Below are 26,839 nucleotides of genomic sequence, written 5' to 3'. Positions count from 1 at the left end.
ACCATGTTCGGAAAACTCACGCTCGACGCCGTTCCCTGGCACGAGCCGATCATCATGGGCACGGGCGCCGTCGTGGCGCTCGGCGGCCTCGCCTTGCTCGCCGCGATCACGATCGCGGGCAAGTGGGGCTATTTGTGGCGCGAGTGGATCACGTCGGTCGATCACAAGCGCATCGGTGTCATGTACATCATTCTCGCGGTCGTCATGCTGCTGCGCGGTTTCGCCGATGCGATCATGATGCGCGCGCAACAGGCGCTCGCGTATGGCGACGCCGCGGGCTATCTGCCGCCGCATCACTACGACCAGATCTTCACGGCGCACGGCGTCATCATGATCTTCTTCGTGGCGACGCCGCTCATTCTCGGCTTGATGAACGTGGTCGTGCCCCTGCAGATCGGCGCGCGCGACGTGGCCTATCCGTTCGTCAACTCGCTCTCCTTCTGGCTTTCGGTCGTGGGCGCGGTGCTCGTGATGGTCTCCATGTTCGTGGGCGATTTCGCGGCCACGGGCTGGGTGGCGTATCCGCCGCTATCGGAGCTTGGCTATAGTCCGACAGTCGGTATGGACTACTACATATGGTCGCTGCAGCTATCGGGTCTCGGCACCACGCTCTCGGGCATCAACTTCATCGTCACGATCCTGCGCATGCGCGCGCCGGGCATGAAGATGATGCAGATGCCGGTGTTCGTGTGGACGGCGTTCATCACCAACATCCTGATCGTCGCGGTGTTCCCGGTGCTCACCGCCACGCTCGCGCTGCTCACGATGGACCGCTACTTCGACATGCACTTCTTCACGAACGAGCTGGGCGGCAACGCGATGATGTACATCAACCTGATCTGGGTCTGGGGTCACCCGGAGGTCTACATCCTCATCCTGCCTGCGTTCGGTGCGTACTCGGAAATCATCGCGACGTTCTCGGGCAAGCCGCTGTTCGGCTACAAGTCGATGGTCTACGCCACGTCGTCGATCGGCATCCTCTCGTTCTTCGTGTGGCTGCACCACTTCTTCACGATGGGCTCGGGCGCGAACGTCAATGCGTTCTTCGGCATCATGACCACGGTCATTTCGATCCCGACCGGCGTGAAGCTCTTCAACTGGCTCTTCACGATGTATCGCGGGCGCATCCGCTATCACAGCGCCACGCTCTGGACCATCGGCTTCATGGTGACGTTCGCCGTGGGCGGCATGACCGGCGTGCTGCTGGCCGTGCCGGGCGCGGACTTCGTGCTGCACAACTCGCTCTTTCTCGTTGCGCACTTCCATAACGTGATCATCGGCGGGGTGGTATTCGGCTGTCTGGCGGGCGTGAGCTTCTGGTTCCCCAAGGTGTTCGGCTTCACGCTCAACGAGTTCTGGGGCAAGGTGTCGTTCTGGTGCTGGCTGATTGGCTACTGGCTCGCGTTCACGCCGCTCTACATCCTCGGCTTCGAAGGCATGACGCGCCGCATGAATCATTATGAGGTGGCCGAGTGGCATCCGTGGCTCGTGGTGGCGCTCGTGGGCGCGGTGTTCGTGGGCCTCGGCATTCTCTCGTTCATCGTGCAGATCGTGGTGAGCCTGCGCGATCGCGAGGCCAACCGCGACGTGACCGGCGACCCGTGGGATGGCCGCAGCCTCGAGTGGTCGACCGCTTCGCCTGCGCCGTTCTACAACTTCGCCGTGCTGCCGGAGATCACTTCGATGGAGCAGCACTGGGACAACAAGGAAGCGGGCCGCGCCTACGTGCAGCCGGCGAAGTACGAGGATATCCATATGCCGCGCAACACCGGCGCGGGCTTCATCATCGCTGCGTTCAGCCTGCTGTTCGGCTTTGCGATCGTGTGGCACATGTGGCTGTTCGCGGCGGCGGGACTCATCGGCATGATCGTCACGTTCATCGCGCGCACGTACAACCAGGACGTGGATTACTGGGTTCCGGCCGCCGAGGTCGAGCGCATCGAGAACGCGCGCTTCAGGCAACTCGGCATCCAGCGTTTCGATCAATCCGAGCACATCGAGGAGATGGCATAAACCATGGCTCACGCTGCTACTACTCACGCCCATGGTCATGCTCATGGTCACGATCACGACGACAGCACCAGAACCACGCTGGGCTTCTGGATCTACCTGATGAGCGACTGCCTCATCTTCGCGACGCTCTTCGCCACGTTCGGCGTGCTCGCGAATGCGACGGCAGGCGGTCCGGGCGCGAAGGAACTATTCGAACTGCCCTACGTGCTCGGTGAAACGCTGCTGCTGCTTGCGAGCAGCGTCACCTTCGGCATGGCCATGCTGAATCTCTACGCGCAGCGGCGCGGCCAGGTGATCGTGTGGCTCGCCATCACGTTCCTGTTCGGCGCGGGCTTCGTCGCGATGGAGGTGAACGAGTTCGGCAAGCTCATCGCCGATGGGGCGGGGCCCGGGACGAGCGCCTACCTTTCGGCGTACTTCACACTGGTCGGCACGCACGGGCTGCACGTCACGGCTGGTCTGTTGTGGATCGCGATCATGATGCACCAGACCTTCAAGTTCGGTCTGACCGGCACGGTCCGCCGCCGCCTCGCCTGCCTGAGCCTCTTTTGGCACTTTCTCGATCTCGTGTGGATCTGTGTATTTACGTTTGTTTACCTGCGAGGTTTCCTGTGAGCCAGTCCCATGCCACCCACCACGCCGTGCATGACGCGTCGCACGGCAGTTTCAAGGGCTACATGATCGGCACGGTGCTCTCGCTCGTGCTGACGCTCGCGTCGTTCGGCGTGGTGATGTTTCGAGTCGTTTCGCCGGCCTTCGGGCTTGCGGCCATCGTCGTGCTCTGCATCGCGCAGCTCGTCGTGCAACTCGTGTATTTCCTGCATATCGGCGCATCGCGCAGCCAGCGCGCCAACACGGGCATCTTCATCTGCACGGCGTTCCTGATCGCGGTGATCGTCGGGCTTTCGCTGTGGGTCATGCACAACGCAAACATCAACATGATGCCCACGCAGATCTCGATCGACCGCGCCATGGCGCACGACTGACGTGTGACGTTGCGTCCCCGAATACTGGCGCCGGAACCGCGGGCACGGTGCATGCGCTATGTGAAGCGTCGCGACACACCGTCGCTTTTACGTGGAGTGTGACCATGAACAAGGACCAGGTGAAGGGCACGGCTGAAAAGATGAAGGGCAAGGTCAATGAGGCCGTAGGCCGCGCAACCGACAACCCGGCGCGCGAAGTGAAGGGGGACCTCCAGCAGGGAGCTGGCCAGGCACGCAAGAACGTTGGTGACATGAAGGAGGCCGCAAAGGACGTGGAGAAGGACACGAAGCGCCATCACTGATAAACGATCGCTAACCCACCGCGCCGCCGCCTCGAAAGGGGCGGCGGCGTCATGCTGTCCGCGCGTGGCGCGTTCGGCGCTCAGGCCGGCGAGATCCACAATCAAGGAATCAGCCCTTTCGCACGGCCGATGGCGACTGCCTGGGTACGATTGCCCGCGCCGAGCTTGGCGCTGATCTTTCGAAGATGCGACTTCACCGTCAGCTCGGAGACGAACAGCTTCTCCGCGATCACGCGGTTGCGGTGGCCGGCCGAAAGCATCCTTAGCACGTCCAGTTCGCGCGCCGTGAGCGCGTCGGCGGGAGAGTCCGCGGCGTAGGGCGAAAGATCGGCGGCACCCGTTGAGTCCGCCATGCGCGCGCGGGCGGGCGCCACGCCGTCCAGCAACTGCGCGACGAACGCGGGCACCACGCCTAGCGAGCCGATTTGCGTGGGACCGCGCTCGGCCCATGCGCCAAGCAGGCGCATCAATGCTTCACCTTCATCGAGGAACGCGCGCACGAAGCCTTCGTGGCTCGCCATGCCCCGCGCGCGGTCACGCCCGGCTGGCGTGTGCTGCGCTCGCACTTCGGCAGCGCCACGGTGCTGACCGGCCAGGCGATGATGAGCTGGCCCGGCATTTCCGTCACGACCCCGCATTCTTCGCAAACGCTTGCCGTTGCTTGGCATCTCGCATCTTTTCTGAATCACATTACTACGGAGTGCAAATAAATAGCGGCGCGGCATGACAGCCTCGTCGCTTTCGATCTGCCTTCATTTTGCCATGTGCAACAGGAGGATAGCGGCACGGCGAAAAGCCCTCAGAACAGGTATGCTGCAGGCATCCCGTGTGTTCCGCGCGGGGCACGAACGTGGAGCTCCCGATGTCTGCCAATCCTGCCAGTGTGTCCTCCGGACTGCGCGAAGTCTGGTTGATCCGTCATGGTGAAACGGAATGGAGCCTCTCCGGGCAGCACACCGGCCGCACCGATATCGCGCTCACCGGTCACGGACGCGAGCAGGCGCGCTCGCTGGCGCCGTCGCTCGCCGCACAGCACTTCGACGCGGTGCTTTGCAGCCCGATGGCGCGGGCCATCGAGACCTGCCAGCTCGCGGGCCTCGGCGACCAGATGACGATTTCGGCCGACTTGCACGAGTGGGACTATGGGATTTACGAAGGCCTCAAGACAGCGGATATCCGCAAGACTGAACCCGACTGGAGCGTGTGGCATTCGCCCATCGCGCATGGCGAGGATCTCGCGCGGGTTCAGGCGCGGGCGGCGTCGGTAATCGAGGGCCTGCTGGCCATGCGGGGCCGCGTGGCACTCTTTTCACACGCGCATTTCCTGCGCGCGTTGGGGGGCTGCTGGGCTTCCGGTTCGGCGGCGCTCGGCGAGCATCTGTATCTCGACACGGCTTCGGTGAGCATTCTCGGCTTCGACCACGAAAGCCGCGCCATCCGCCGCTGGAATGCGCTCGGCGAGCGCAGGGCGTTGATGTAAAGAATTCCTGACGCGCGCGCTCGCTCAGCGCAAGGAGCACGACAGCCAGTGCGCGATGCGCACGCCGTCCAGACGAGAACCCTCGGGCGTGGCGCTCCCTAGCATTGTGACGATCACGGGCCGCCGGCCGTGCACCATCACGCGCATCACCATGTTGTGGCCGGACTCGTTGATGAAGCCCGTTTTCTGCACGCTCGCGCGCACCTGCCCGTAGCGCACCAGCCGATTGGTGTTCACATACTGCAACTGCCCGTGGCCCGTGGCCACGCGTTCCTGATGATCGATCGAATAGCGGCGAATGAGCGGGTAGCCATCGGCTGCGCGCACGAGGCTCGCCAGTTCGCGCGCGGTTGAAACGTTCTGCGGCGAGAGCCCCGTCGCATTGACGAAATGCGTGTGCTTCATGCCGAGGCGCTGCGCTTTCGCGTTCATTGCCGCGATAAACGCAGGCTGGCCGCCTGGATAATCGCGGCTGAGCGCCGAAGCCGCACGGTTTTCCGACGACATCAGCGCAACGTGCAGCATATTCGCGCGCGTGAGCGACGCGCCCACGCCGAGGCGCGAATGCGTGAATTTGAGCGTGTCGAGATCGGCGGCCGTGACTGAGAGCCGCTGTTGCAGGGGCGCATGCGCACTATCGAGCCAGACGATGGCCGTCATGAGCTTCGACACCGATGCGATGGGCGCCACCGTGTCGGCATGGCGCGCGTAGAGCGGCGTGTGGGTGTTTTCGTCCACAACGTAGACGGCATGCGAAAAGAGCTGCTTGCGCGACGCCGGCGTAAAGCCGCAGCGGGCGAGCAGGCGAGGAGCGTGCGCGTTTTTGGCGCTCGCGTGCACGGCGTGTTGCGGCGCGGGCGGCGGGCCATGTCTGGGCTTCGCGCGTTTGGTGCGGCGCTTCGGCCCGGAGAGTTTGGTGGAGGGCGCATCGGCGGGCATCGAACGATGTGCGGGCTTCGTCTTGTGCGCGACTCTCTTCTTCTTCGTGGCCGTTGCGTGGTGGGGTCTTTCGGCCACGCTGCGATGAGCGGCGGCATGGGCGCTGGCTGGAACTGCGCCTGCCGCGAGGGCCGCGACAATCAGGGCGAGCAGGCTGGGCAGCAATCGAAGTCGGGAAGCGAAAGGCATCGACGGATGGGCTTGAACGTTGGGTCTGCGCTGTGCGCGTCGAGATTTTGGCGGCATTGTTCGAGCGGGATCGACCGATGAAGTTCCATTCCGGTTCCATAATCGTCATTCAGTGGGATCATCGTCGTATTGAACGGGCGGCGAGCGGGTCCGTATACTCCGTCATGCCAAGGGGGAACAGGGATGCTCAATCAACTCTCCGACACCTTCCTGCTCGTCTTCGCGGGACTCTTTCCCGTGATCAATCCGCCCGCGGCGGGGTTCATCGTGCTGAGCATGCTGCCGCATGCGACGGCCGGCGAACGCGCATTTCTCGCGCGGATCATTGCCATCAACAGCCTGTTCATTCTGCTCGGGGCGCTGCTCATGGGCGCCTATGTGCTCTCGTTCTTCGGCATATCGATACCCGTGTTGCGGGTTGCGGGCGGGCTGGTCATCGCGTTCGCCGGCTGGAACCTGCTTCACAAATCGCGCGATGGCGCTGAGGCGGCACACTCGCAGGCGCCGCCGGATTCGGCGCGCCAGGCGACGCTGCGCGCCATGGCGTTTTATCCGCTCACGCTGCCGGTCACTGTCGGACCGGGGTCGATTGCGGTCGCGATTGCGCTTGGTACGGGTCGGCCGCGCGGTCACGTGCAACTCGTCAATGTCGTCGGCGTGCTGCTCGCCCTGGTCGTTCTTTGCGGCTGCATCTATCTGTGTGTGCGCTTCGCGGGGCATGTCGGCAAGCGGCTCGGACCGGTCGGGACTGAAGTGCTCATGCGCTTGCTCGCGTTTGTGCTGCTGTGCATCGGCCTGCAGATCTTGTGGCTCGGGATCGAGGATCTGCTCGAGTCGGTGCCGCTTTCGGTGAGCGTCAAATAGCGCAGCGCGCCCACACTTCTCGTCGTGTTGCGCCGCATGAAAGGGAAAACCACGAGCCCATAACATCAGACGTCTGATGTAGATTGGAGCCCAATGTCGCCAACCCACGCCATCTTGCGGAAGCCATGCGCCTGAGCGTCGATCAGTCGATGTGCGAGCGAATCCAGGATTCGCTGCTGGAAATGATCCGCGAGCGCTCGCTCAAGCCGGGCGATCAAATCCCACCGGAGCCCGAACTTTGCGAGCTGTTGGGCGTGGGCCGCTCGAGCCTGCGGGAGGCGGTCGCGCAGATGATTTCCCACGGTCTGCTCACCCGCGTGCACGGCAAGGGGACCTTCGTCAGACAAATCACGCTCAAGCTGCAAGGCGGTCTGGATGATCTGATGTCTGTGACGGACATGATACGCAGTGTCGGTGCGGTGCCTTCCACGAGCCGTCTGCAGGTGAGGACGATCGCGGCTTCCGGCAGCCTCGCGCAAAAGCTCGGCATCGCCGAAGGCGATCCCTGCATGCGCTTCGAGCGCGTGCGGCGCGCCGACGATGCAATCGCCGCTTACTGCATCGACATCGTGCCCAAGGCGCTGCTCGAAGGGCAGGAACTGGGCGAGTCGCTGTTCGGCACGCTGGAGCGCGCGGGCGTTCGGCTCTCCCACACCCATAGTTCGATCCAGCCGACCGTTCTCACCCCGCGGGATTTGCCGGAATTGCAGGAGAACATCGGCATGTTCCTGCTGATCGACGAAGTGGATTTCGACGAGACCGGCCGCGCGGTCTGCTACAGCAACGACTACTACAACGCCAGCATTTTCAAGTTCGATCTCGTGCGCAAGCGACGTTAGGCGGGCCAGCGGCCCATTTCCGGACAGGAAGAACGTATGCACTTCGAAGCTTTCAGCTCTGCCGAATTGACCGAGTATCTGCTGGGCATTCCGGCCGTTTGCGCAAGGCTTGGCGACGACAGGGAATTGCAGGTCGTCGAAGTGGGCGACGGCAACCTGAACTACGTCTACTTCGTGAGCAGCACGCGTGACCCGCGTTTGAGCGTCGTCGTGAAGCAGGCGCCGCCGTACCTGCGGCTGGTTGGCGAAGCGTGGCCCTTGCCGCGCGAGCGCATGGAGCGCGAAGTGGCGGCGTTGCGCCGCTTCGGCGCGTTGTGCCCCGAGCACGTGCCGAGCGTCTTTCACGCGGATAGCGAGAAGTTCCTGATGGTGATGCAGCGGCTCGATTCGCATCGCGTGCTGCGCGGGGGGCTGATAGACGGCATCGTATATCCGCGGCTCGCCGATCACGTTTCCACGTTTCTGGCCCGCACGCTCTTTCACGGGTCCGATCTCTATCTGGCGCCGGATGCCAAGAAAGCGGCCGTCGGCGGCGACATCAACACGGAATTGTGCAAGATTACCGAGGAACTCGTCTTCACGTTTCCGTTCGAAGATCATCCCTCGAATGTCTACAGCCCCGCGCTGCCGGTTGCTGCAATCGAACGGCTGCGCACGCACGAGCCGCTGAGGCTCGCGGCAGGCGAGATGAAGTGGGCCTTTATGAACCATGCGGAAACGCTCGTGCACGGCGACCTGCATACCGGCTCGATCATGGCGAACGAGCATGAGACGTATGTGATCGACCCCGAGTTCGCGTTCTATGGACCGATGGGCTTCGACACGGGCGCGTTCATTGCGAACCTGCTGCTCGCGTATTACGCGCGCGACTGGCACGACCGCGAGGCGGGACGCGACCCGGCCGCCTACCAGGGCTGGCTGCTCGAACAGGTCGAGGCTGTGTGGAACGCCTTCGCGAAGAAGTTCGCGCAGATCTGGCGGCTGCACGAGCGCGAGACCGGCCACGCGTACATTGGCGGGCCGGCGGGCACGCGTGCGGCGGAGGCCTTCCGCGACGATTTCATCAAACGCCTCTTCGCCGATACGCTCGGCTTTGCGGGCTGCAAGATGATCCGCCGCATCGTCGGCATGGCGAAGGTGGCGGAAATTACGAGTATCGAGGACGATACGGTGCGCGCGCGCGTGGAAGTGCGCTGCCTGAAGCTCGCCGAAGCGCTGCTGACACGGCGCCGCGAGTTGGTGTCGATCGAGGCGGTCACGGCGCTGGCCGTACAGGTCCTCACCGAATCGGCGTAATCGAATACAGGCTGCCGCATGAGCGGCAGAGCCCGGACAACCGGCATCGACGGAGAACGTATGACGTTGCAGGCGCAACAATCAAGTCTTCCGCCCACCATCGAGTGGCGCGACGGCACCCTTTATCTGCTCGACCAGACGCGTTTGCCGCGCGAATGTGTGGTCGAAGCCGTGGGCAGTGTCGAGGCGGTCTGGCGCGCGATACACGAGCTGCGCGTTCGCGGCGCGCCTGCGATCGGTGTGGCGGCCGCCTATGGCCTGTGTGTGGCGATGCGGCACGAGCCAACCGATCCGCGCGATACGTTCCTCGCGCGTCTCGAAGCGCACGCCGCGTTTCTGGACAGCGCGCGGCCCACTGCTGTGAATTTGCGCTGGGCGCTGGAGCGGATGCTCTCGCGCGCACGCGCCGAGTCCAGTGCGACGGGCGCCGCGCTTTATGAAGCGCTCGTTGCCGAGGCTAAGCGCATTCATCAAGAAGATATCGAATTGTGCGCGCGGATCGGCGAAGCCGGACGTGCGCTCATCGCACCCGGCAGCGGCGTGCTCACGCACTGCAATGCCGGTGCACTGGCCACGGCGGGTATCGGCACGGCGACTGCGCCCCTCTATTGCGCGCACCGCGACGGCGTCGCGTTTCGCGTCTACGCAGACGAGACGCGGCCGCTCCTGCAAGGCGCGCGGCTCACCGCTTACGAACTGCAGCAGGCGGGGCTCGACGTCACGCTGATTACCGACAGCATGGCGCCGACCCTGATGGCCCAGGGACTCATCGATCTCGTGATCGTCGGCACGGATCGCGTGGCCGCGAACGGCGACGTCGCGAACAAGATCGGCACGCTCGGCGTGGCGATCGCGGCGAAGCATTTCGGCATTCCGTTTTATGTGGCGTGTCCTTCGTCCACGCTGGATCTGCGCACCTCCAGCGGCGCGGACATCGTGATCGAGGAGCGCGGAGCGGCGGAAGTGACGCATCTCGCGGGACAGCGCACCGCGCCTGAAGGCATTCAGGTGCGCAACCCCGCGTTCGATGTCACGCCCCATACACTCGTGACCGGCATCGTGACGGAGCGCGGCATCGTGCGCGCGCCGTTCGAGGAGAGCCTCGCCGCACTCTTCGCTAACGGAGCCGCAGCGTGAGCGGCGCGAGCGAAGGGCGTCGTGCGGGCGAAACGGCGGAACGTGCGCGCGATGTGCGGGCGGAAACCGAAATGCGCCAGCAGATCGTCGATACCGCGCGCGAAATGGAGCGTCTCGGCATCAATCAGGGCACCTCGGGCAACGTGAGCGCGCGTTGGCATGACGGACTTCTGGTTACCCCGAGCGGCGTGCCGAGCGCCGCGCTCACGCGCGAGCGCATCGTCTGGATGCCGCTCGACGTGCGCGACGACGATCCGCTCTTCGAAGCGCAACGCCCGTCGTCGGAGTGGCGTTTTCATCGCGACATCTTGCGCGCGCGCGCCGACGTGAACGCCGTGGTCCATACGCATTCACAAGCCGCGACGGCGCTCGCAATTCACAGCCGCGGCATACCCGCGCATCACTACATGGTGGCCGCGGCGGGCGGCAATTCGATTCGCTGCGCGCCGTACGCGACTTTCGGCAGCCAGGCGCTCTCCGATCACGCGCTCGAAGCGCTGCACGAGCGGCTCGCGTGCCTGCTCGCGCATCACGGCGTCATCGCGCTCGGGCGCGATCTCGCGCGGGCGTTGTGGCTGGCGAACGAAGTGGAGGTGCTCGCAAAGCAGTATCTGCTGGCCTGCCAGCTCGGCGAGCCGCCGTTGCTTTCCGATGCGCAAATGGAGGAAGTCATCGAGAAGTTCAAGGGCTACGGCCCGCGCAAGTAATACGCGCTTGCGCGCGTCCAGGCAGTCGTTGCAATGCAAAACACACGCGGTACAAACGATTACGCAGTCGGTTGGCGGTTCGCAGGTCAGTCAAAAACCAGCAGATCAAAGACAGGAGACGGTGATGGCGTGGAGTTCAGCAGGGTTCGACAGTTGGGTGGCGCGCAGCGCGCGCATGGGAGCTACGGCCGGCGTGACGATGTTCGCCGCCGCGGCAATGCTGGCAGGCTGCTCGAAGAGCGAGTCGCCTTCGACCAGCGCGGCTGCGTCCGACGCCGCCGCGGCGAGTGCACCGGCGCAGGCCGCGGCCGCGGCGCCGGCAGTCACGAAGATCAAGGTAGGCTTTTCGATCGCCACGCTCAATAACGCGTTCTTCGTCGGCTTGAAGAATGGTGTGGAGCGCGGCGCGGATAAGCAGGGCTTCGATCTCGTGCAAACGAACGCGAACGGCGACGCGCAGCAGCAGGTCAACGACACGCTCAATCTGCTGAGCCAGGGCGTGCAGGCGATCGTGCTCAACCCGATCGATTCGAAGGCGATCATCCCGGCGGTCGAGAAGGCCAATTCGATGAACGTGCCGGTCTTCATGCTCGACCGCGGCTCGGACGGCGGCAAGGTGACCTCGTTCGTTGCTTCGGATAACGTAGCGCTCGGCGCCACCGGCGCAAAGTGGATCGCCGACCAGTTGAGCAAGCGTTATGGCTCGCCCAAGGGCAACGTGGTCGATCTGATCGGCCTCATCGGCACGACGGCGGCGACCGATCGCGAGAAGGGCTTCTCGGAGGAGATCGCGAAGTATCCCGACATCAAGGTCGTCGCGCGTCAGGAAGGTGGCTTCGACCAGGAGAAGTCGCTCAACGCGATGACGAGCATTCTGCAGAAGTATCCGCAGATCGACGCGGTATTCGGCGCCAACGACGACAACACCGTGGGCGCGGAAAAAGCCATCGACAATGCGGGCCGCTACAAGCCGCTCGGCGACCCCGGCCACATCATGGTGATCGGCGCGGACGGCACGGCGCAGGCGCTGTCTGCGATCCGTGCGGGCAAGCAGGACGCGACGATCTCGCAGAACCCGATCGGCATGTCCGCCAAGGCGATGACGTTCATTACCGACTACGAGGCGAAGAAGGACGTCCCCGGGAACTACGCGTGGCCGACCTATCTGATCGACAAGTCGAATATCGATTCGGACGGCGTGAAGCAATACGGTCTGTGGGCCCTTGAAGTCAAGCAGTAACGGGCGGTCTTAAGCGCCGGCCGCGCGTGACGCGTGCGCCGGCGCCAGGGATGAACGGATGAAACGCGAATCAGGTTCGGCAATGGACGTATCGCAGCAGGAGAACACCGGCGCAGGCAGCGAGAGGGGCGCGTCGCCGCTGTTGCGCATGAACGGCATCGTGAAGAGCTTTCCCGGCGTGAAGGCGCTGCGAGGCGTGAGCCTCGAGCTGCATGCGGGGCACGTGATGGCGATCGTCGGCGAGAATGGCGCGGGCAAGTCGTCGCTCATCAAGACGCTCTCCGGGGCTTACGAGCCGGACGAAGGCACGATCGAGATCGACGGCGTACGACTCGCGCGCGGCACCCAGGCCGCGATCGACGCGGGCGTGGCCGTGATCTATCAGGAGCTTTCGCTCGTCAACGACATGACGGTGGCCGAAAACCTCTTTCTTGGCCGCATGCCGCGGCGCTATGGCCTCGTCGATCATCGCAGCGCCAACGCCATGGCGCGCGAGGCGCTGTCCCAGGTCGGGCTGGAAGGCGTGCCACCCGCCATGCGCCTCGGTGATCTGCCGCTCAACAAGCGCCAACTCGTGGAGGTCGCCAAGGCGCTCGCGCGCGACGCCCGCATACTCGTGATGGACGAGCCCACGGCCGCGCTCCAGCATCACGACATCGAGCATCTCTACGCCGTCGTGCGGCGACTGCGGGCGGCGGGCATGGGCATCATCTTCATTTCGCACCATCTCGAAGAAGTGTTCGAACTGGCCGATTCGGCCGTGGTGATGCGCGACGGCGCGACGGTCGGCGCGCGGCCCATGCCGGAGTGGAACGAACCGGCGCTCGTTCAGGCAATGGTCGCGCGCAATCTCGACTCGTTCTATCCGTGGGAGGCGCGGCCCTATGGCGACGTCGTGCTGGAAGCGCACAACGTGGCGAGCGAGCCCGTGCTGCGCGACGCGAGTTTCAGCGTTCGCGCGGGCGAGATCGTGGGCATCGGTGGCATTGCGGGCGCGGGGCGCACCGAGCTTTTGAAGACGCTTTGCGGCGCGCTCCCGCTTACCCGTGGCGAACTGCGGCTGCGCGGGCGCAGGCTCGCGCTGCGCTCGCCCGCGCAAGGCATGCGCGCGGGCATTGTCTACACCGCCGAGGACCGCAAGCTCGAAGGGCTCGTGCTCGACGCGAGCATCGAAGAAAACGTCGCGCTTTCGAGCCTGCGGGCGCTGGTGCGCGGCGGCTTCGTGAGCGCGGCGAGAAAGCGCCGCCTCGCGCGCGAGGCGGTCGAGCGCTTCGCGGTGCGCGCGCCTTCGGTCACGTCGCTCACCGGCAACCTTTCGGGCGGCAATCAGCAGAAGGTGATTCTCGGGCGCGCGAGCGCGACCTCGCCGGCTGTGATCCTGCTCGACGAGCCCACGCGCGGCATCGACGTCGGCGCGAAGACCGAGATCTATGCACATATCGTCGCGATGGCGCGCGCGGGCGCGGCCGTCGTGCTCGTGAGCTCCGAACTGCCCGAACTGCTCGGCATGTCGGACCGCGTGCTCGTGATGTATCGCGGCAGCATCGTCGGCGAAGTCGCGCGTGAGCACGCGAGCTCGGAGACGATCATTCAATGGGCTACCACCGGAGTTGCAGCATGACGTCCACCACGGTTCGACCGCGTGAAGAAACACCAACCCTGCAACAGCGCGTGCTGCGCCAGTTGCGCAGCGGCCTGGGGCCGCTCATTGCGGCGCTCGTGCTGATCTGTATCGCGCTCTCGCTGGCGTCGCCCGAATTTCTCACCACGAGCACGCTCACCAACATCATGGTGCAGGTGTCCGTGGTCGGCATCGCGGCAGTGGGCGGCACGTTTGTGATCATCACCTCGGGCATCGACCTTTCCGTGGGCTCGCTCGTCGCGCTGAGCGGCATGGTGGCCGCGACTGTCATGGCCGGCGCGAGCCCGGACGCGGTCGGGCTCGGCGTAGCAGGGCTCGTGATCGCGCTCGTCACCGGCGCGGCGGTGGGCGCGCTCAACGGCTTTGGCATTGCGTGGCTGCGGCTCGTGCCGTTCATCGTCACGCTCGCGATGATGGCAATGGGGCGCGGCCTTACGCTCGCGATTTCGGATGGGCGCACGAAATTCGACTTTCCCACCGTGTTTACCGCATTCGGCGCGAAGACGTTTGCGGGCTTGCCCGCGCCGATGCTCGTGATGCTGGCCGTATTCGTCATTGGCCACGTGTTGCTGCGCAAGACCGAATTCGGCCACCAGGTGTTCGCGGTGGGGGGCAACAAGGAAGCGGCGCGGCTCGCGGGCATTCCGGTGAGCCGCGTGATCTTTCTTACCTACATGTTAGCGGGCGTGACCGCTGCCATCGCGGGCATCGTCCTCGCGGGGCGGCTCAATTCGGCGTTGCCGTCGGCGGCCAACGGGCTCGAGCTGCAGGTGATCGCAGGCGTCGTGATCGGCGGCACCTCGCTCGCGGGCGGGCGCGGCTCGATCGTCGGCACGTTCATTGGCGTGGTGCTGATCGGCGTGATCAATGTCGGGCTCTCGCTGCTCGGCGTCAATCCGTTCTGGACGCAGTTCATCCAGGGCGGCGTGATTCTCGCGGCCGTCTTGCTCGACGCGCTGAGCCAACGGCGCAAGCTTTGAACGGAGAAGTCAACGTGAGCGGTGGTGCGAACGCCACCCATTACTGGAGACGCGACACGTGAAAAAGATCATTAATCATCCTGATCAATTTGTCGACGAGATGATCGACGCCTTGCTGCTCGCCCATCCGGGCTGGCTCAAGCCGGTCACGGCCGACCGCCGCGCGCTCGTGCGTGCCGACGCGCCGAACGCGGGCAAGGTCGGCATCGTGACGGGCGGCGGCTCCGGGCACCTGCCGGGCTTTCTCGGCTACGTGGGCAAGGGGCTCGCGAGCGGCGTGGCAGTGGGCAACGTGTTTTCGTCGCCATCGTCGGAGCAGATCTACGAGGCCACCAAGGCGGTGCACGGCGGCGCGGGCGTGCTCTACCTGTACGGCAACTACGGCGGCGACGTCCTCAACTTCGATCTCGCCGCGGACCTGGCCGACGCGGACGGCATCGAGACGCGCACCGTGCTCGTTGCCGACGATGTCGCTTCCGCGCCGCCCGAGCGGGCTTCTGATCGCCGCGGCGTAGCGGGCATGGTGTTCGGCTTCAAGTGCGCGGGCGCGGCGGCCGAACGCGGCGACACGCTCGACGAAGTCGCGCGCATTGCCACGAAGGCGAACGGCGCGACGCGCACGATGGGCGTGGGCCTTTCGCCGACGATCCTGCCGGCGGCAGGCAAGCCCACGTTCACGCTGCCCGATGGCGAAATGGAGATCGGCATCGGCATTCATGGCGAGCCGGGCACGCACCGCGGCAAACTGGAGAGCGCGGATGCCATCGCCGAACGGCTTGCGGGCGCGATAATCGGCGACTTGCAGGCCAAGGCGGGGGCGAGCGTGGCGCTGCTCGTCAACGGGCTCGGCGCGACGCCGCTCGAAGAACTGTATCTGCTGTACCGGCGCGCCGCGCAGGCCGTTGCCGCCGCCGGGCTGCGCGTGGCGCGTGCTTATGTAGGCGAGTACGTGACGAGCCTCGAAATGGCGGGCGCCTCGATCTCCGTGATGCAACTCGACGAGGAACTCGACACGCTGCTCGATGCGCCGGTACGCTCGCCGTTCTGGCGCGAAGGCTGGGGCGTGGACGAGGGAGGTGCGCGATGAGTCTCTCGGTCAGCGAAGTCCGGGCGCGGCTCATCGATGCGTTGAACGCGATGCCCGCCAGCGCGGAGGAACTGCGCGAACTCGACGCCGCGCTCGGCGACGGCGACCTGGGCGTCACCGTGAAGGCGGGCTCGCACGCGGCTGCCGATGCCATTGCGAAGCTGCCGCCCGACGCTGCGCTGGGCGACGTGCTGATCGCCACGGGCAAGGCGTTTTCGACGGCGAACCCTTCGACGTTCGGCGCGCTCGTGGGCGGCGGGCTGCTCGCTGCGGCGAAGACCGTGACGGGCAGCCATGCAGCGGGCCGGGCCGAAGCGCTCGCGATGGGTCGCGCGGTGGCCGAGCGCATAGCCGAGCGGGGCAAGTCGCAGCTCGGCGACAAGACGGTGCTCGATGCACTCGTGCCGAGTCTCGATACGCTCGAAGCGTTCGAATTGGGCGCCGACGAGCGCACGCTCCTCGACGCGATGATCGACACGGCGGAGCGACAGGTGCTCGCCACGGCCGCGTTGCAGTCGAAGAAGGGACGCGCGGCGTGGGTGCAGGAACGCAGTATCGGTCACGCCGATCCCGGCGCAACGGCCTGGCTCAGGTTTCTTCAAGCCTGGCGAGGGTGAGCTTCGCCACTCAACGAACAAGCATCTCGGCCACGCCGGCCGCCGCCAAAAACACGACGACAACGAGCGGCGGCACCTTCCAGCGCGTGAGCAAAAAGAAACCGATGACCGCGACCGCAAAGTCGATCCGTGACTGGACGGCGCTCGTCCACACCGGCGAATAGAGCGCCATGGCGAGCAGCCCGACCACGGCTGCATTCACGCCCGCCAGCATGGCCGCCATGGAGGGATGGGCGCGAAGCGCTTGCCAATAAGGCAGCGCGGCGAGCACGAGAAGCAGGCCTGGTAAAAAGATGCCTGCTAGTGCCACGAAGGCGCCCAGCGCATGACTGGATGGGCCGCTCATGATCCATCCAAGGAAAGCCGCGAACGTGAAGAGCGGACCGGGCACCGCTTGGGCGGCTCCATAGCCGGCAAGAAAGTCGTTCGGCGAGACCCATCCCGTCGCCACGGTCTCACGCTGCAGCAACGGCAGCACCACGTGACCGCCGCCGAACACGAGGGCGCCCGAGCGGTAGAAGGCGTCGAACACGCGGACGGTATGCGTCGTGTCGAATGCGGCAAGCGCCGGAAGCCCGAAAAGCAGGGCGCAAAAGAGGACGAGCGCGACCAGACCGGCGGTACGCGACACGCGGAACTGCTGCGTATGCTGACGCGTGCCGGCGATGGTTCCCGCAGTCGTGGACCGGCACAGCACGATACCGAGCGCGGCGCCCAGCACGATGACGATCAACTGTGCATACGCCGTCGTCATGACAGCGAGAAGCACGACCGCAATGAGTGCGATGCCGGCGCGGCGGTGGTCGGGGCACAGGCGGCGCGCCATGTCCCATACGGCTTGCGCGACGACGGCAACGGCGACGAGTTTCAGTCCGTGAATCAGCCCGTTCCCCACGGGGCCGCCGAGTTCAGGCGCGACGATGGCAAAGGCGATCAGGAGTGCAACGGATGGCAACGTGAAGCCGCACCAGGCTGCCAGGCCGCCTCGCCAGCCGGCGCGCAGCAGACCGATCGAAAATCCGGTCTGACTACTGGCGGGACCGGGGAGAAACTGGCAGAGACCGAGCAGATCCGTGAAGGTTGCGTCGTCGAGCCAGCGACGCCGCTCGACGAACTCGCGACGGAAGTAGCCGATATGGGCGATGGGACCGCCAAAGGACGTCAGGCCCAGCTTCAGAAAGACTCGCAGGACTTCAAGCGCGGAGCCTGCACGGTCCGGCTCTGACGTCGACATATCTGTTTCCATGGAACTCAGTCGTAACGAATACAAACATAGATCGATTTTGCGGCGATCATACCCGATCCGCTGGCACGATCGCAGGCCGGGACTTTCACAGCGTTGATCCGGTGGTTCGCAAACAACACGGTTTAAAGCGTCATTCCTCTGCGTAAATCGAGCCGGTAAAACGCTGAATTCTTCTCGTCGATGCTCTCGTTCGTGCGCTGCGCGCGTCAACTGTCTATGCTCGTTGTAATTGTGCCGACACAGCGCCCCGGAGGGAGTCATGCAAGCAGATCCGAAAGTCATCGAATATCTCAATGCGGAACTGAAGAACGAGCTGACGGCGATCAATCAGTACTTTTTGCACGCACGACTTTACGGACACTGGGGTCTCGCAGGACTCGGCAAACACGAATACGACGAGTCGATCGAGGAGATGAAGCACGCGGACAAACTGATCGAGCGGATACTCATGCTCGATGGCCTGCCCAATCTGCAGGACCTTGGCAAACTTCTGATCGGCGAGGACGTTCGCGAAGTGCTCGAGGGCGATCTCAAGCTCGAACGCACTGCGCAGGCACAGTGCAAGGAAGCCATTGCTTACTGCGAATCCGTTCGGGACTTTGTCTCAAGGGAAATTTTCGTCGAGATCCTGGACGACACCGAGGATCACATCGACTGGCTGGAAATCCAGCTCGGGTTGATCGACAAGATCGGCCTGGAAAACTATCAGCAATCGGCGATGGGCTCGGTCAGCTGATACGCGATCCGGCGTGGAGCATGCCGGGAAAAAGCGTGGATGCCGCTTGCGGGGCACCCACGCACCTCTGCTTCAGGAAACCAGTGGTCGACAACGTTTAGTCGTTGTACTTCGTGAGGGCATCGAGTCGTTGCCACCTGCGTCGCTCGTTGCCGTGACGCTCTTGCCCGTCGAATCGATCAGCGTGACGTTCGCACCTGCTAGCGCGTCGCCACTGCTACGGTGCCGCCGATGCTCGAAGGAGTGGCCGTCGAGGTGGACGTTGTCGACTCGCTGCTGCCACCGACCCCGCACGCCGCGAGAGTTCTCCTGGAGAAACGAGCACCTGGAATGCCGGCAGCCGGACGGCAAGAAGAATGGCGCGTGCAGCGTCAATACCCAAACCCTGGAAAACGTCTTAAGGATAAATGTTTCGGCAATTACATCGGGCAATAATGAAAGATTTGTGTAATGAAATCGATGGCAAGTCTATGACAGCTGTGTTGCTGGAAACGTTTTCGGACTCCCAGGACGCGCCCGTAAGGACCGTGCAGCAATGTAATAAAAATCTCGCCGGCAGATGAACGATTTGTATGAAGAAATAAATAATGCCGCCGATAACCCAGATATGTCCCGTGCTGCTTCCGGTGTTCGTGTGGCGGTGCACCGGTGTCAGGCGTCACGGACGCCAGGCGTTTGCGCTTGTTCGTTGAGTCGAAACACCGTTGCCGGACTTTTCGACGTTGATACCGCGTCGAGCTGGGCACGAACTCGCTTAAGCATTCTGGTTCTTTCATTCTCACCAAAGTGAATCATGAATTTCAGCAACATGAAGCTCGGCACCAAACTGATCAGCGCTTTCATCCTCGTTTCGGCGATCAGCGCTGCGGTTAGCGGGATTGGTCTGCGCAACATGGCGCAAATCAGCGCAAATGCAGACAAGACGTATCGAGAGGATCTTGTTGGACTGAACCTGATCCAGCAGGCTAACGCGGACGTACTGCGAGTCGGAACTTATCTGCGCAATGCGGTTCTGGCCACAACGGCCGAGCAGCGGGCTGGCTCGCTGGACCAGGCCGACAAGGCACTGGCCCAGGCGCGTGATCACCTGAATCAGGCAGAACCGCTCGTCTATACCGACAAGGGGAAGGCGACCTTCGGCGAGCTTGATCAGGGCTGGCAGGACTACATCCAGGCCTTCAACGAAATGAAAGGCAAGATCAATTCTGCCGCGTTACAGGACCGGGATGGCTTGACTGAATACATGCTGGGTGAGTACCACAACAAGGGTTTCAGGACGCTCGTCCTGATGGGCAATCTGGTTACCCTGAAACAGGGCGACGCGCAAAGGACGGCGGAATCCAACGACGCCGTGTACGGCGAAGGCCGCAATCTGATGCTTGTCCTCGTGGCGATGTCCGTCTCGATCGGCCTCGGTATCGGCATCTGGATGATGCGTAGCGTCACCCGGCAACTGGGTACCGAGCCTGCAACCGCCGCCGCCGTGGCCAGAAGCGTGGCCGCGGGTGACCTGAACGTGAGCATCGACCTGCGCGCCGGCGACACAAACAGCCTCATGGCATCGCTGAAGTCCATGTGCGAGGCCCTGATGCGGGTCGTGTCGGAGGTGCGCGAAAACGCTGAAGGTGTCGCGACTGCGAGCGCGCAGATCGCACAAGGCAATCTCGAGCTGTCGAGCCGCACCGAAGAACAGGCCGCGTCGCTCGAAGAAACCGCGTCGAGCATGGAGCAACTGACCGCGGCGGTCCGCCACAACACGGACAATGCAACGCAGGCTGCCACGCTCGCGGGTACAGCCTCGGGTGTGGCGCAGCGCGGCGGCGAGATCGTTGGTCGCGTCGTCGAGACGATGCGCGACATCTCGACGAGTTCGACGCGAATGTCCGAGATTATCGGTGTCATCGAGGGCATCGCCTTTCAGACCAACATCCTCGCACTGAATGCAGCAGTCGAGGCGGCGCGCGCTGGAGAGCAGGGGCGCGGCTTCGCCGTCGTAGCGGGCGAGGTTCGCACGCTCGCGCAGCGCAGTGCGACTGCCGCGAAGGAAATCAAGGAACTGATTTCCGACTCTGTTCACCGGGTGGAAGCAGGCTCGAGGCTCGTCGAAGAAGCAGGCGGCGCAATCAAGGAAGTCGTGCAATCGGTGAAGCGCGTGACGGACGTCGTCGGCGAAATCTCGTCGGCATCGAGCGAGCAAAGCACCGGTATCGAGCAGGTGAATCAGGCGGTCAACCAGATGGACCAGGTCACGCAGCAGAACGCCGCGCTCGTGGAAGAGGCTTCGGCAGCCGCGCAGACGATGGCGCAGCAGGCGGAGAGCCTACGCAAAGCGGTGGCCTTTTTCAGGTTCAATGGCAACGGAACGACTTCATCTCCGGCGACGAAGCTGCAGAAGGCCTCGCAAACCGTCTCCCGGAACCGCCTCACGTCCTCTCCGGCAACAACGAGAAAGGTCGCCGTGGTGGCTGAGCCGTCCGGGGGCGGGAGTAAGGTTCTGGCTGCCACCGCTGCCGGCACATCGGACTGGCAGACATTCTGAACCGGGCTGCGAGGTTTGGGCGGCGATTCAGAACAGAGCGCAGGCAGGTCGAGTGGACGAAGAGCCACGATGACGCTCGCCGTATGTTGCCGCAGCCGGCGACGAGGAACTCCCGGATGGAGACACGCGGGCCGCGTTACGAGCGGGCCCGTTGAAGTAGCGCGAGACACGACTGCAGCACCATGTGCAGTGTGTCAAAGGCCATCTTGCTGTCTCCAGGCATCGGTTGTCGCCGGCTTCGGTGCATTTCAAATCCGCAAAGCCGTGCATTACCCCGGGATGGAGAGCGGCAGGATCCGAATGTTGACTTCTGTCCGGATCGCAATCAAAGACCATGGGATCTTCCGCTTCCCCCAACGTATCGAAGGTAGTTGTGAAGTCGCTCGAGTCCGCGGGAATAGACCACGTGTTTCTGGTCCCCGGAAAGCTGATTTACCCGCTTCTGGCTGCGATTGATGATTCACCATCCATTCGCGGCATCGTTGGCGCTCATGAGACGGGCAGCGCTTTCATGGCCGATGGCTATGCGCGCGCTAGCCGCAAATTCGGCGTTTGCGCAGGAATTTCCGGTCCCGGTACCATGAACTTCGTGCCCGGCATGGCAGCCGCGCAGGCAGACCGGATTCCGATGCTCTATATTGCGGGAGCGATTTCGTCGACAGCGGAGGGTAAAGGGGCGTTCCAGGATGCGACATCAGGCGGCATCTATGAAAGTGGCGTGGTCAGAGGTCTGATGACGGACGTGGTCGAACTGAAGAACAAGGATAATGTTCAGGCGGAGCTACGTCGTGCGACGGACGGGCTGAACTGGATGCGTCGGGCGCGGTCATTCATCAGTATCCCTGTTGACGTTCAAAAGCAGGACGTCCCTCCCGGTCCGCAGGTAGCACGGCGACCCTACGCCCAGCACGAGTTCAATCTGGGTGAAGCGCCCCCTGACCGTACCGCGCTGGATGCCCTGTGCCGCCTCTATCTGCTCCAGTCGAAGAAAGTCGCGTTTCTGATTGGTAGTCGCGGGAATGACGCGGAAACTGCAAGGGCGCTTCTTGAGGTTGCCGAGAAATTTCACGTTCCGGTCGCGACGACGCTGGCAGGCAAGGGTGCCTTTCCCGAGGGACACGAACTCGCGCTGGGCATCTACGGGTTCTCAAGCCATTCGCGCGCCGCACGTGTGATCAATTCGGACGAGCTTGACGCGCTCGTTGTATTTGGCAGCGATCTGAACCAGCGCGACAGCATGAACTGGAGCAGGAAGCTGACCGAGGGGAAGGATCTGCTTGTCTTCGATGATGGCTTTGATCAGCCGCCGATGGGGCACATTGCCCAGCGCAGCATTTTCTCGGGAATCGGGGCTAGCTTCCGGTTGCTTGCCCGGATCAACACGGGCGCCAACGACGATTTCCAGAAAGTGCTCGAAAGAAGGAGGGCATGGATCGCCGGGGTCAGCCAGACTCCCCTGTACGACGGGCAATTCGAGGATTTTTCCGCGCAGCAGACCTCCAGCGGTAATGAATCGCTTTATCCTGGCGCCGTCATCAAGCGCCTGTGCAAACTGTTGCCCAGCAACAGCAACGTCGTGGTGGACTCCGGTGCCCATCGTATATTCATGGCCCACTACTGGCTGTCGTCGGGTATGGGCAACTACTTTTCGTCCAACGCTCTCGCGCCGATGGGCTGGGCTATTGCAGCCGGAATTGGCGTCAAGCTTGCGTCCCCCGAACGCCCTTGCGTCGTAGTCACAGGCGACGGATGCATGATGATGCACGGAACGGAGATTCAGACGGCAGCTCGCTACGGCGTCAAAGTGATCTACGTCGTCCTGAACAACTCTGCGCACGGTGCAATTCACATCGATGCGATGAGGGGAGGTCTGATTTCCGAGCAGTTCACCAGACTGCCCCGTCATAGCTGGACCGCGTTTGCATCGTCGTTTGGTGTGGCGGCACGCGTGGTTAGCGGAATCGACGAGCTGGACGATGTTCTTGGTGAAGCAAGTCGATATGACGGCCCGTTCCTGATTGAAGTCATGACAGGGGTCTTTCCCGCGCCGAACCGGTACTATTCGGAAGCGGGGGCCTGTTCCTGAACAACTTCAACGGGGCGAACAACAACGAGTCGGCCATCGGCGCATCATCCAACTATTGCATCGCGCGGCAGAGCTTCCGCCGCTGCTACGCGTATTTGTCGCCTACCGTGTTGCGTATGGGATGCGTGTCGTAGACGATGATCATCTGCTCGATGCGACCGCACTCAATCCGCGGCGGTTCTCACCTTGCGGTTACCGTCCACGTTTGCGATTCGCTGGTTGCTGCCGCGGCTGTCGGCGATCAATCTCGCGCTGCCCCGCACAGAGTTGCGCATCTATACATCGGCGGACGATACGCCGGACTTCACTACGCCCGATGTCGACGCCGTGGTCGTGCGTGGAGCCGGACATTGGGCGGGGATGGACGCGATACCGTTGTTTGAAGAGCGCTTGACGCCGATGTGCACGAGCGAGCTGGCCGCATCGCTGAAATCCGCAGCGGATCTCACCAGAGTCAAATTGCTTCATCCGGGACACGGTCATGGAGAGTGGCGATGCTGGTTCGATCATGTTGGCGCGCCCCAGAGCGACGCCGATGGCGGGCTCGTGTTCGATACCCTCGAATTAACGCTCACCGCCGCGGCACAGGGGCATGGCGTCGCAATCGGCGACCCTCGCATGGCGAAGGAGCGCCTTGAGGCGGGGGCACTCGTTATGCCGTTCAGCGAGGTTGTGCAAAATGGACTGGGCTATTTCCTCGTCTATCCCTCGCAACGCGCCGCACAGGCCAGGATTCGCGCACTCGCCGACGTCTTGACCCGGCTCGCGCAGGAAGACCCGACTAAGCCGGCCCAATAAGCGGCTGTCAGGTCGCTAACTTCGGCTGACGTGGATTCATTTCGCTTTGCCAAATGCGTCCGCGATTTGCCGCGCGCGCTTGACCTCGTCGCTGTGCAGATAGATCGAGGTCGTCGAAACGGAAGCATGCCGCAGGTTGTCGCGCACCGTGGTGAGTTCGGCGCCGCGCCCGAGCGCGTGGGTGGCGTGCGTGTGGCGCATCCAGTGCGGACTCGCGCGGCGCAGCTTTTCCGCGAGCGGCGCATGATCGGCCTCGATGGCTCTGGCGGCCAGCAGGAAGAAGCGCCGCAGCACCCCCCACAAACGCACGCTGCTGATCGCGGCGTCGCTGTCGGCCTCGAGACTGCCGATGACCGGCGTCGCCGGATTCCAGCGCACGGACACGACCGGCAGGTCACGTTCGGCCAGATAGTGCGCGAGCGCCTCCCACGCGAGCGGCGGCAAGGCGACGCGCGCAAGCTTGTTTCCCTTGCCCGTCACGCGCAGCCAGTGATCGCCGCGTGCATCTGTTTCGACGTGGCCGAGCGTGGCTCCAACCAGTTCGCTCGCGCGCAGGCCGGTCGCGTAGCCGAAATCGAGCAGGAAGCGCAGCCGCTGAGCCGCCGGCGCTGACCAGCCGTACGACCACTCGAGGCCGTCTGCGATCGTGCGCACGAGCGCCCATTCTCCTTCGCTGAATGCGTGCGATGTATCGAGTGCTTGCGCGCCGCTCGCGCCGCGCACTTTCACGCCGGAAAACGGATTGGCGAGCACGTAGCGCTGCTCGATGAGCCAGCGGAACAGGGCGCCGAGGATCGATAGCGCATGCGCAACCGAGCGCGCCGAGAGGCTGCCGTTGAACGGCCGCCAGTCCGGCGACGTGCGTGCCCGCACGGGGCCGACCCAGCGTCCGCGTGGAGAGGGATGGCGCAGGAACGCGCGGTAGGCGATGGCGTCTTCGGTCGAGAGCGACGAGAGCGCGCGGCCCCGCTCGACGATCGCCCAGAGGATCAGCCGTTCGGCTTCCTTCCGGTAGGTACGCTGCGTGGCGGGCGACTCGTGCAGCGCGAGCCAGGTCTGGATCGCTTCATAGTCGTTCGACGCATCCAGCGTGCAGGTCGCGCGGGGTGCACGGAAAGTGCCTTCGGAGCCGTCGACTTCGTGCGGCAGTTTGAGTGACTCCCACGGTGCGATGTCGCCGCGTTGGCTCGCCACGATGAGCGCGCGCGCCTTTTCCGTGAGTGCTGGCCAGGCCGCAAAGAACGCCTCGATCGCGCGGGCGCTCGCCACACCGAGTCCCGGCACGGCCTTCCACCACTGGCGGCGGCGCGGGATACGCACGGTGAGGTCCGCGAGCGTGGTGATGCCGTGCGCGTACAGCACCCGCACGGCGCGCGGCGTGAACCACTGCGCGATGTCGTCAGCAATCTGGGGTTCGGGCGGGCGGGCGTTGCGCAGGCTGTCGATTGCCTGCGCGACAGCCTTGGCGTGCCGCTCGCGTTCGTCTACGGGATGTTCGAACAGCGCCACCAGATCGTCGCGATGCGCCGCGCGCGCGAGGGCGACGAGCCTGCGCCGGATGCGTCCGAGCACGCCACGCGCCGATTTCCCGTCGCCGAGCGCCGAGGGGAGATAACGCTCGACGGCGGGCCGCACAGCGAGGCCTGCATACCACGCACGCAGCATGGCGAGTTCGTCGGCGTCGGGGAATCCGGGCGGCTCGGTGGAAGCGGGTGCGGCAAGGGGTGTGTGACGCGTTTTCATCTGACGAAGTTTAGCGTAGAAATGAGCCTCTAGTGATAAGAAGGATTATCTTTCTAGTTGTATATGGTCTGTCTGACCATCTTCACGTTTCTTTCACGCTGGCCAGGCCGGCATAAGTGTGGCGACGCTCGTTGCCGGCCCGCCGTTCACGGCGGGCGATATCCGGGCGGCGGCATTGTCCGAATCGCAGCGCAATGCGCTGACTCCCGGTCGGATTATCGAAATGATGAAAGCCGGCAACGAGCGGTTTCGTACCGGCAAAATGAAAAAGCAGGACTGCCTCGCGCAGAAGAGGGCGAGCGCCAGCGGCCAGTATCCTGCAGCAATCGTCCTCAGTTGTATCGACTCGCGCGCGCCGGCCGAGATCATTCTGGATATGGGAATTGCTGTCGCGCGATCGAATATTCAAGGTGCGATAGCCGCCATCCACCGCGGGAGTCCGATTCTCTCCGATCTGGAAAACAAAGGAAACGCGAAGATGGTGGGCTCACTACGGCCGTAACCATCGCAAGCCAATCGGTACAGCGAGAACCTTCCTGTAAAGCGCGATCAACGCGCCGGTCGCAGCCACGCCCGCGAGGCGCCAGAACGGGCTACCAATCATGCAGGCCAGCCACGCGACGATCGCCGCGCCGATCATGTCGAATGGCCAGTGCACGCCGACGAAGATGCGAGCCCAGGCAACGGCGATATCGACGAACAAGGCAAGCAAGCCGATTCCCCGCCTCCCGCCGTACAGGAAGGTGAACGAGACTGCGCAAAGCAGCGTCACATGATCGCTAGGAAACGAAGAATCGGGCGCATGGGCGAGAAACGTATAGCCCGTTGCGCTGACGAAAGGACGGGGGTGATACCACGCCAGACCGATCAACTGGTTGATGCCGAGAGCCAGCAAGCCGGCAAAGCAGGCGCGCACCGCCAACGCGCGGCGTTCGTCCGAGCCTGTCAGCCATAGCGCCACCAGCATGGCCGGGACCAGCAGGATCGCATAGTCCGCGATCAGCGTGCCCGCGGTAATGAGCCAATGCGGCGTCGCGGGTGTGGCATTGAGTGCGATAAAAAACGTTCGGTTCAGTGTTTCGACTGCGTCCATGGGGGCCCTCTGTTTTCACGCCCGTTCTTGCGTTAACACTTGAAGGGGGTTCCGGTTGTCAAAGGCGATTCTACGCATCGGCCCCTTAACAAAACCTTAACAGGGGCGACCGCGTTCCACGGTCCGGCCGCCGTGGACGGCATGACATGGCCAGTTTTGTCAGTATGTCGGCCGGTTTGATCAGTCTGTCAGGCGCCGGTTGGCGCTAGGATTGCCACGGCGTGCCTTGGGTACTTCCTGAACAGGTCGGGACCAGAGGTAGAAACAGGCTGCGTCGGCG

25 protein-coding genes and 2 pseudogenes are annotated in these 26,839 nt (G+C 63.7%); 21 read left to right on the top strand and 6 right to left on the bottom strand.

The genetic code is table 11. The annotated features are described in order from the left end of the window. The first annotated feature begins 3 nt into the window (after positions 1-3). The 4 genes from cyoB (at position 4) to ACOJB8_RS13415 (ending at position 3,301) form a co-directional block, all read left to right on the top strand. On the top strand, positions 4-2,013 hold the full coding sequence (cyoB, locus tag ACOJB8_RS13430; protein ID WP_475012863.1) for a cytochrome o ubiquinol oxidase subunit I: 2,010 nt from the start codon (positions 4-6) through the stop codon (positions 2,011-2,013). 3 nt (positions 2,014-2,016) lie between these two features. Beyond that, on the top strand, positions 2,017-2,628 hold the full coding sequence (cyoC, locus tag ACOJB8_RS13425) for a cytochrome o ubiquinol oxidase subunit III (protein WP_475012861.1): 612 nt from the start codon (positions 2,017-2,019) through the stop codon (positions 2,626-2,628). Beyond that, a complete protein-coding gene (gene cyoD / locus ACOJB8_RS13420; RefSeq protein ID WP_368617957.1) occupies positions 2,625-2,999 on the top strand; it encodes a cytochrome o ubiquinol oxidase subunit IV in 375 nt (124 codons plus the stop codon). Before cyoC ends, cyoD begins: the two co-directional genes overlap by 4 nt. Positions 3,000-3,103: 104 nt before the next feature. Further along, complete coding sequence (locus tag ACOJB8_RS13415) at positions 3,104-3,301, top strand: CsbD family protein (protein ID WP_069261918.1); 198 nt, start codon at positions 3,104-3,106, stop codon at positions 3,299-3,301. A 101-nt stretch (positions 3,302-3,402) separates the two neighbouring features. On the opposite strand, the gene ACOJB8_RS13410 is transcribed toward ACOJB8_RS13415, so the two are convergent. Then, positions 3,403-3,822, bottom strand: a complete 420-nt coding sequence (locus tag ACOJB8_RS13410) for a response regulator transcription factor (RefSeq protein ID WP_368617958.1) — start codon at positions 3,820-3,822, stop codon at positions 3,403-3,405. Here ACOJB8_RS13410 and ACOJB8_RS13405 point away from each other — a divergent pair. Both ACOJB8_RS13405 and ACOJB8_RS13400 read left to right on the top strand, forming a co-directional pair. Next, the gene (locus ACOJB8_RS13405) at positions 3,811-4,011 is read left to right on the top strand and encodes a hypothetical protein (protein ID WP_475012859.1); all 201 of its coding nucleotides are present in this window, start codon (positions 3,811-3,813) and stop codon (positions 4,009-4,011) included. The two genes, ACOJB8_RS13410 and ACOJB8_RS13405, sit on opposite strands and share 12 nt — an antisense overlap. A 152-nt stretch (positions 4,012-4,163) precedes the next feature. Next, positions 4,164-4,781, top strand: a complete 618-nt coding sequence (locus ACOJB8_RS13400) for a histidine phosphatase family protein (RefSeq protein WP_133186972.1) — start codon at positions 4,164-4,166, stop codon at positions 4,779-4,781. Between the two features lie 24 nt (positions 4,782-4,805). Here the strand turns inward: ACOJB8_RS13400 and ACOJB8_RS13395 are convergent, their stop codons facing one another. Continuing rightward, entirely contained in the window at positions 4,806-5,909 is a 1,104-nt protein-coding gene (locus ACOJB8_RS13395; RefSeq protein WP_475012857.1) for a serine hydrolase, read from the bottom strand. A gap of 183 nt (positions 5,910-6,092) precedes the next feature. Between ACOJB8_RS13395 and ACOJB8_RS13390 the strand changes: the two genes are divergently transcribed. The 10 genes from ACOJB8_RS13390 (at position 6,093) to ACOJB8_RS13345 (ending at position 16,318) form a co-directional block, all read left to right on the top strand. Further along, positions 6,093-6,773 carry a MarC family protein gene (locus ACOJB8_RS13390; RefSeq protein WP_406953510.1) on the top strand — a complete coding sequence of 227 codons (681 nt, stop codon included), beginning with the start codon at positions 6,093-6,095 and terminating at the stop codon, positions 6,771-6,773. Positions 6,774-6,922: 149 nt separating this feature from the next. Next, entirely contained in the window at positions 6,923-7,612 is a 690-nt protein-coding gene (locus ACOJB8_RS13385; protein WP_475012855.1) for a GntR family transcriptional regulator, read from the top strand. Positions 7,613-7,648: 36 nt separating this feature from the next. Continuing rightward, positions 7,649-8,908 carry an S-methyl-5-thioribose kinase gene (gene mtnK, locus ACOJB8_RS13380; protein ID WP_475012853.1) on the top strand — a complete coding sequence of 420 codons (1,260 nt, stop codon included), beginning with the start codon at positions 7,649-7,651 and terminating at the stop codon, positions 8,906-8,908. Between the two features lie 60 nt (positions 8,909-8,968). Continuing rightward, positions 8,969-10,045 carry an S-methyl-5-thioribose-1-phosphate isomerase gene (mtnA, locus tag ACOJB8_RS13375; RefSeq protein WP_368684224.1) on the top strand — a complete coding sequence of 359 codons (1,077 nt, stop codon included), beginning with the start codon at positions 8,969-8,971 and terminating at the stop codon, positions 10,043-10,045. Positions 10,046-10,116: 71 nt separating this feature from the next. Continuing rightward, positions 10,117-10,752, top strand: a complete 636-nt coding sequence (locus ACOJB8_RS13370) for a class II aldolase/adducin family protein (protein WP_342946120.1) — start codon at positions 10,117-10,119, stop codon at positions 10,750-10,752. A 124-nt stretch (positions 10,753-10,876) separates the two neighbouring features. Beyond that, positions 10,877-11,992 carry a sugar ABC transporter substrate-binding protein gene (locus tag ACOJB8_RS13365; protein WP_475012851.1) on the top strand — a complete coding sequence of 372 codons (1,116 nt, stop codon included), beginning with the start codon at positions 10,877-10,879 and terminating at the stop codon, positions 11,990-11,992. Positions 11,993-12,074: 82 nt separating this feature from the next. Then, positions 12,075-13,613 (top strand): sugar ABC transporter ATP-binding protein, encoded by a 1,539-nt coding sequence (locus ACOJB8_RS13360; protein WP_368617999.1) that lies wholly within the window; start codon positions 12,075-12,077, stop codon positions 13,611-13,613. Further along, positions 13,610-14,614, top strand: a complete 1,005-nt coding sequence (locus ACOJB8_RS13355; protein WP_069261908.1) for an ABC transporter permease — start codon at positions 13,610-13,612, stop codon at positions 14,612-14,614. The genes ACOJB8_RS13360 and ACOJB8_RS13355 overlap by 4 nt, the downstream gene beginning before the upstream one ends. A 58-nt stretch (positions 14,615-14,672) precedes the next feature. Then, a complete protein-coding gene (locus ACOJB8_RS13350) occupies positions 14,673-15,701 on the top strand; it encodes a dihydroxyacetone kinase subunit DhaK (RefSeq protein WP_475012848.1) in 1,029 nt (342 codons plus the stop codon). Further along, positions 15,698-16,318 (top strand): DAK2 domain-containing protein, encoded by a 621-nt coding sequence (locus ACOJB8_RS13345; protein ID WP_475012846.1) that lies wholly within the window; start codon positions 15,698-15,700, stop codon positions 16,316-16,318. The genes ACOJB8_RS13350 and ACOJB8_RS13345 overlap by 4 nt, the downstream gene beginning before the upstream one ends. 10 nt (positions 16,319-16,328) lie before the next feature. Here the strand turns inward: ACOJB8_RS13345 and chrA are convergent, their stop codons facing one another. Then, the gene (gene chrA, locus ACOJB8_RS13340; protein WP_069261906.1) at positions 16,329-17,564 is read right to left on the bottom strand and encodes a chromate efflux transporter; all 1,236 of its coding nucleotides are present in this window, start codon (positions 17,562-17,564) and stop codon (positions 16,329-16,331) included. Positions 17,565-17,823: 259 nt separating this feature from the next. Between chrA and bfr the strand changes: the two genes are divergently transcribed. The 3 genes from bfr (at position 17,824) to ACOJB8_RS13325 (ending at position 22,925) form a co-directional block, all read left to right on the top strand. Then, on the top strand, positions 17,824-18,300 hold the full coding sequence (gene bfr / locus ACOJB8_RS13335) for a bacterioferritin (RefSeq protein WP_406953507.1): 477 nt from the start codon (positions 17,824-17,826) through the stop codon (positions 18,298-18,300). A 793-nt stretch (positions 18,301-19,093) separates the two neighbouring features. Continuing rightward, positions 19,094-20,839: a methyl-accepting chemotaxis protein gene (locus tag ACOJB8_RS13330; protein ID WP_368728902.1), complete on the top strand. Its 1,746-nt coding sequence runs from the start codon at positions 19,094-19,096 to the stop codon at positions 20,837-20,839. Positions 20,840-21,173: 334 nt separating this feature from the next. Continuing rightward, positions 21,174-22,925 carry a thiamine pyrophosphate-binding protein gene (locus tag ACOJB8_RS13325; protein ID WP_475012844.1) on the top strand — a complete coding sequence of 584 codons (1,752 nt, stop codon included), beginning with the start codon at positions 21,174-21,176 and terminating at the stop codon, positions 22,923-22,925. An 85-nt stretch (positions 22,926-23,010) separates the two neighbouring features. On the opposite strand, the pseudogene ACOJB8_RS13320 reads toward ACOJB8_RS13325, so the two are convergent. Next, a pseudogene (locus ACOJB8_RS13320) lies at positions 23,011-23,085 on the bottom strand (nuclear transport factor 2 family protein); the annotation flags it as partial. A gap of 5 nt (positions 23,086-23,090) precedes the next feature. On the opposite strand from ACOJB8_RS13320, the pseudogene ACOJB8_RS13315 reads away from it, so the two are divergent. Next, positions 23,091-23,723 (top strand): annotated as a pseudogene (locus ACOJB8_RS13315) (LysR substrate-binding domain-containing protein); the annotation flags it as partial. A 36-nt stretch (positions 23,724-23,759) separates the two neighbouring features. On the opposite strand, the gene ACOJB8_RS13310 reads toward ACOJB8_RS13315, so the two are convergent. Beyond that, positions 23,760-25,466, bottom strand: coding sequence for a phage integrase family protein (locus ACOJB8_RS13310; protein ID WP_475012842.1), 1,707 nt, complete (start codon positions 25,464-25,466; stop codon positions 23,760-23,762). Positions 25,467-25,584: 118 nt separating this feature from the next. Between ACOJB8_RS13310 and ACOJB8_RS13305 the strand changes: the two genes are divergently transcribed. Beyond that, entirely contained in the window at positions 25,585-25,968 is a 384-nt protein-coding gene (locus ACOJB8_RS13305) for a carbonic anhydrase (RefSeq protein ID WP_475012841.1), read from the top strand. Here ACOJB8_RS13305 and ACOJB8_RS13300 read toward each other — a convergent pair. Next, positions 25,957-26,559, bottom strand: a complete 603-nt coding sequence (locus tag ACOJB8_RS13300; protein ID WP_342946130.1) for a phosphatase PAP2 family protein — start codon at positions 26,557-26,559, stop codon at positions 25,957-25,959. The genes ACOJB8_RS13305 and ACOJB8_RS13300 overlap by 12 nt on opposite strands. Between the last annotated feature and the right edge of the window lie 280 nt (positions 26,560-26,839).

It is taken from the genome of Paraburkholderia sp. BR10141 (assembly GCF_056155635.1).
This window is presented reverse-complemented; position numbering and strand designations above follow the sequence as displayed.

Coding starts and splice junctions, on each gene's coding strand:
- bfr (WP_406953507.1), top strand. CDS start 17,824: ATGCAAGCAGATCCGAAAGTCATCGAATATCTCAATGCGGAACTGAAG.
- ACOJB8_RS13390 (WP_406953510.1), top strand. CDS start 6,093: ATGCTCAATCAACTCTCCGACACCTTCCTGCTCGTCTTCGCGGGACTC.
- ACOJB8_RS13365 (WP_475012851.1), top strand. CDS start 10,877: ATGGCGTGGAGTTCAGCAGGGTTCGACAGTTGGGTGGCGCGCAGCGCG.
- ACOJB8_RS13360 (WP_368617999.1), top strand. CDS start 12,075: ATGGACGTATCGCAGCAGGAGAACACCGGCGCAGGCAGCGAGAGGGGC.
- ACOJB8_RS13410 (WP_368617958.1), bottom strand. CDS start 3,822: ATGGCGAGCCACGAAGGCTTCGTGCGCGCGTTCCTCGATGAAGGTGAA.
- ACOJB8_RS13395 (WP_475012857.1), bottom strand. CDS start 5,909: ATGCCTTTCGCTTCCCGACTTCGATTGCTGCCCAGCCTGCTCGCCCTG.
- ACOJB8_RS13415 (WP_069261918.1), top strand. CDS start 3,104: ATGAACAAGGACCAGGTGAAGGGCACGGCTGAAAAGATGAAGGGCAAG.
- ACOJB8_RS13355 (WP_069261908.1), top strand. CDS start 13,610: ATGACGTCCACCACGGTTCGACCGCGTGAAGAAACACCAACCCTGCAA.
- cyoB (WP_475012863.1), top strand. CDS start 4: ATGTTCGGAAAACTCACGCTCGACGCCGTTCCCTGGCACGAGCCGATC.
- ACOJB8_RS13300 (WP_342946130.1), bottom strand. CDS start 26,559: ATGGACGCAGTCGAAACACTGAACCGAACGTTTTTTATCGCACTCAAT.
- cyoC (WP_475012861.1), top strand. CDS start 2,017: ATGGCTCACGCTGCTACTACTCACGCCCATGGTCATGCTCATGGTCAC.
- ACOJB8_RS13370 (WP_342946120.1), top strand. CDS start 10,117: ATGCGCCAGCAGATCGTCGATACCGCGCGCGAAATGGAGCGTCTCGGC.
- ACOJB8_RS13345 (WP_475012846.1), top strand. CDS start 15,698: ATGAGTCTCTCGGTCAGCGAAGTCCGGGCGCGGCTCATCGATGCGTTG.
- ACOJB8_RS13400 (WP_133186972.1), top strand. CDS start 4,164: ATGTCTGCCAATCCTGCCAGTGTGTCCTCCGGACTGCGCGAAGTCTGG.
- chrA (WP_069261906.1), bottom strand. CDS start 17,564: ATGGAAACAGATATGTCGACGTCAGAGCCGGACCGTGCAGGCTCCGCG.
- ACOJB8_RS13325 (WP_475012844.1), top strand. CDS start 21,174: ATGGGATCTTCCGCTTCCCCCAACGTATCGAAGGTAGTTGTGAAGTCG.
- ACOJB8_RS13310 (WP_475012842.1), bottom strand. CDS start 25,466: ATGAAAACGCGTCACACACCCCTTGCCGCACCCGCTTCCACCGAGCCG.
- ACOJB8_RS13385 (WP_475012855.1), top strand. CDS start 6,923: ATGTGCGAGCGAATCCAGGATTCGCTGCTGGAAATGATCCGCGAGCGC.
- ACOJB8_RS13330 (WP_368728902.1), top strand. CDS start 19,094: ATGAATTTCAGCAACATGAAGCTCGGCACCAAACTGATCAGCGCTTTC.
- mtnA (WP_368684224.1), top strand. CDS start 8,969: ATGACGTTGCAGGCGCAACAATCAAGTCTTCCGCCCACCATCGAGTGG.
- mtnK (WP_475012853.1), top strand. CDS start 7,649: ATGCACTTCGAAGCTTTCAGCTCTGCCGAATTGACCGAGTATCTGCTG.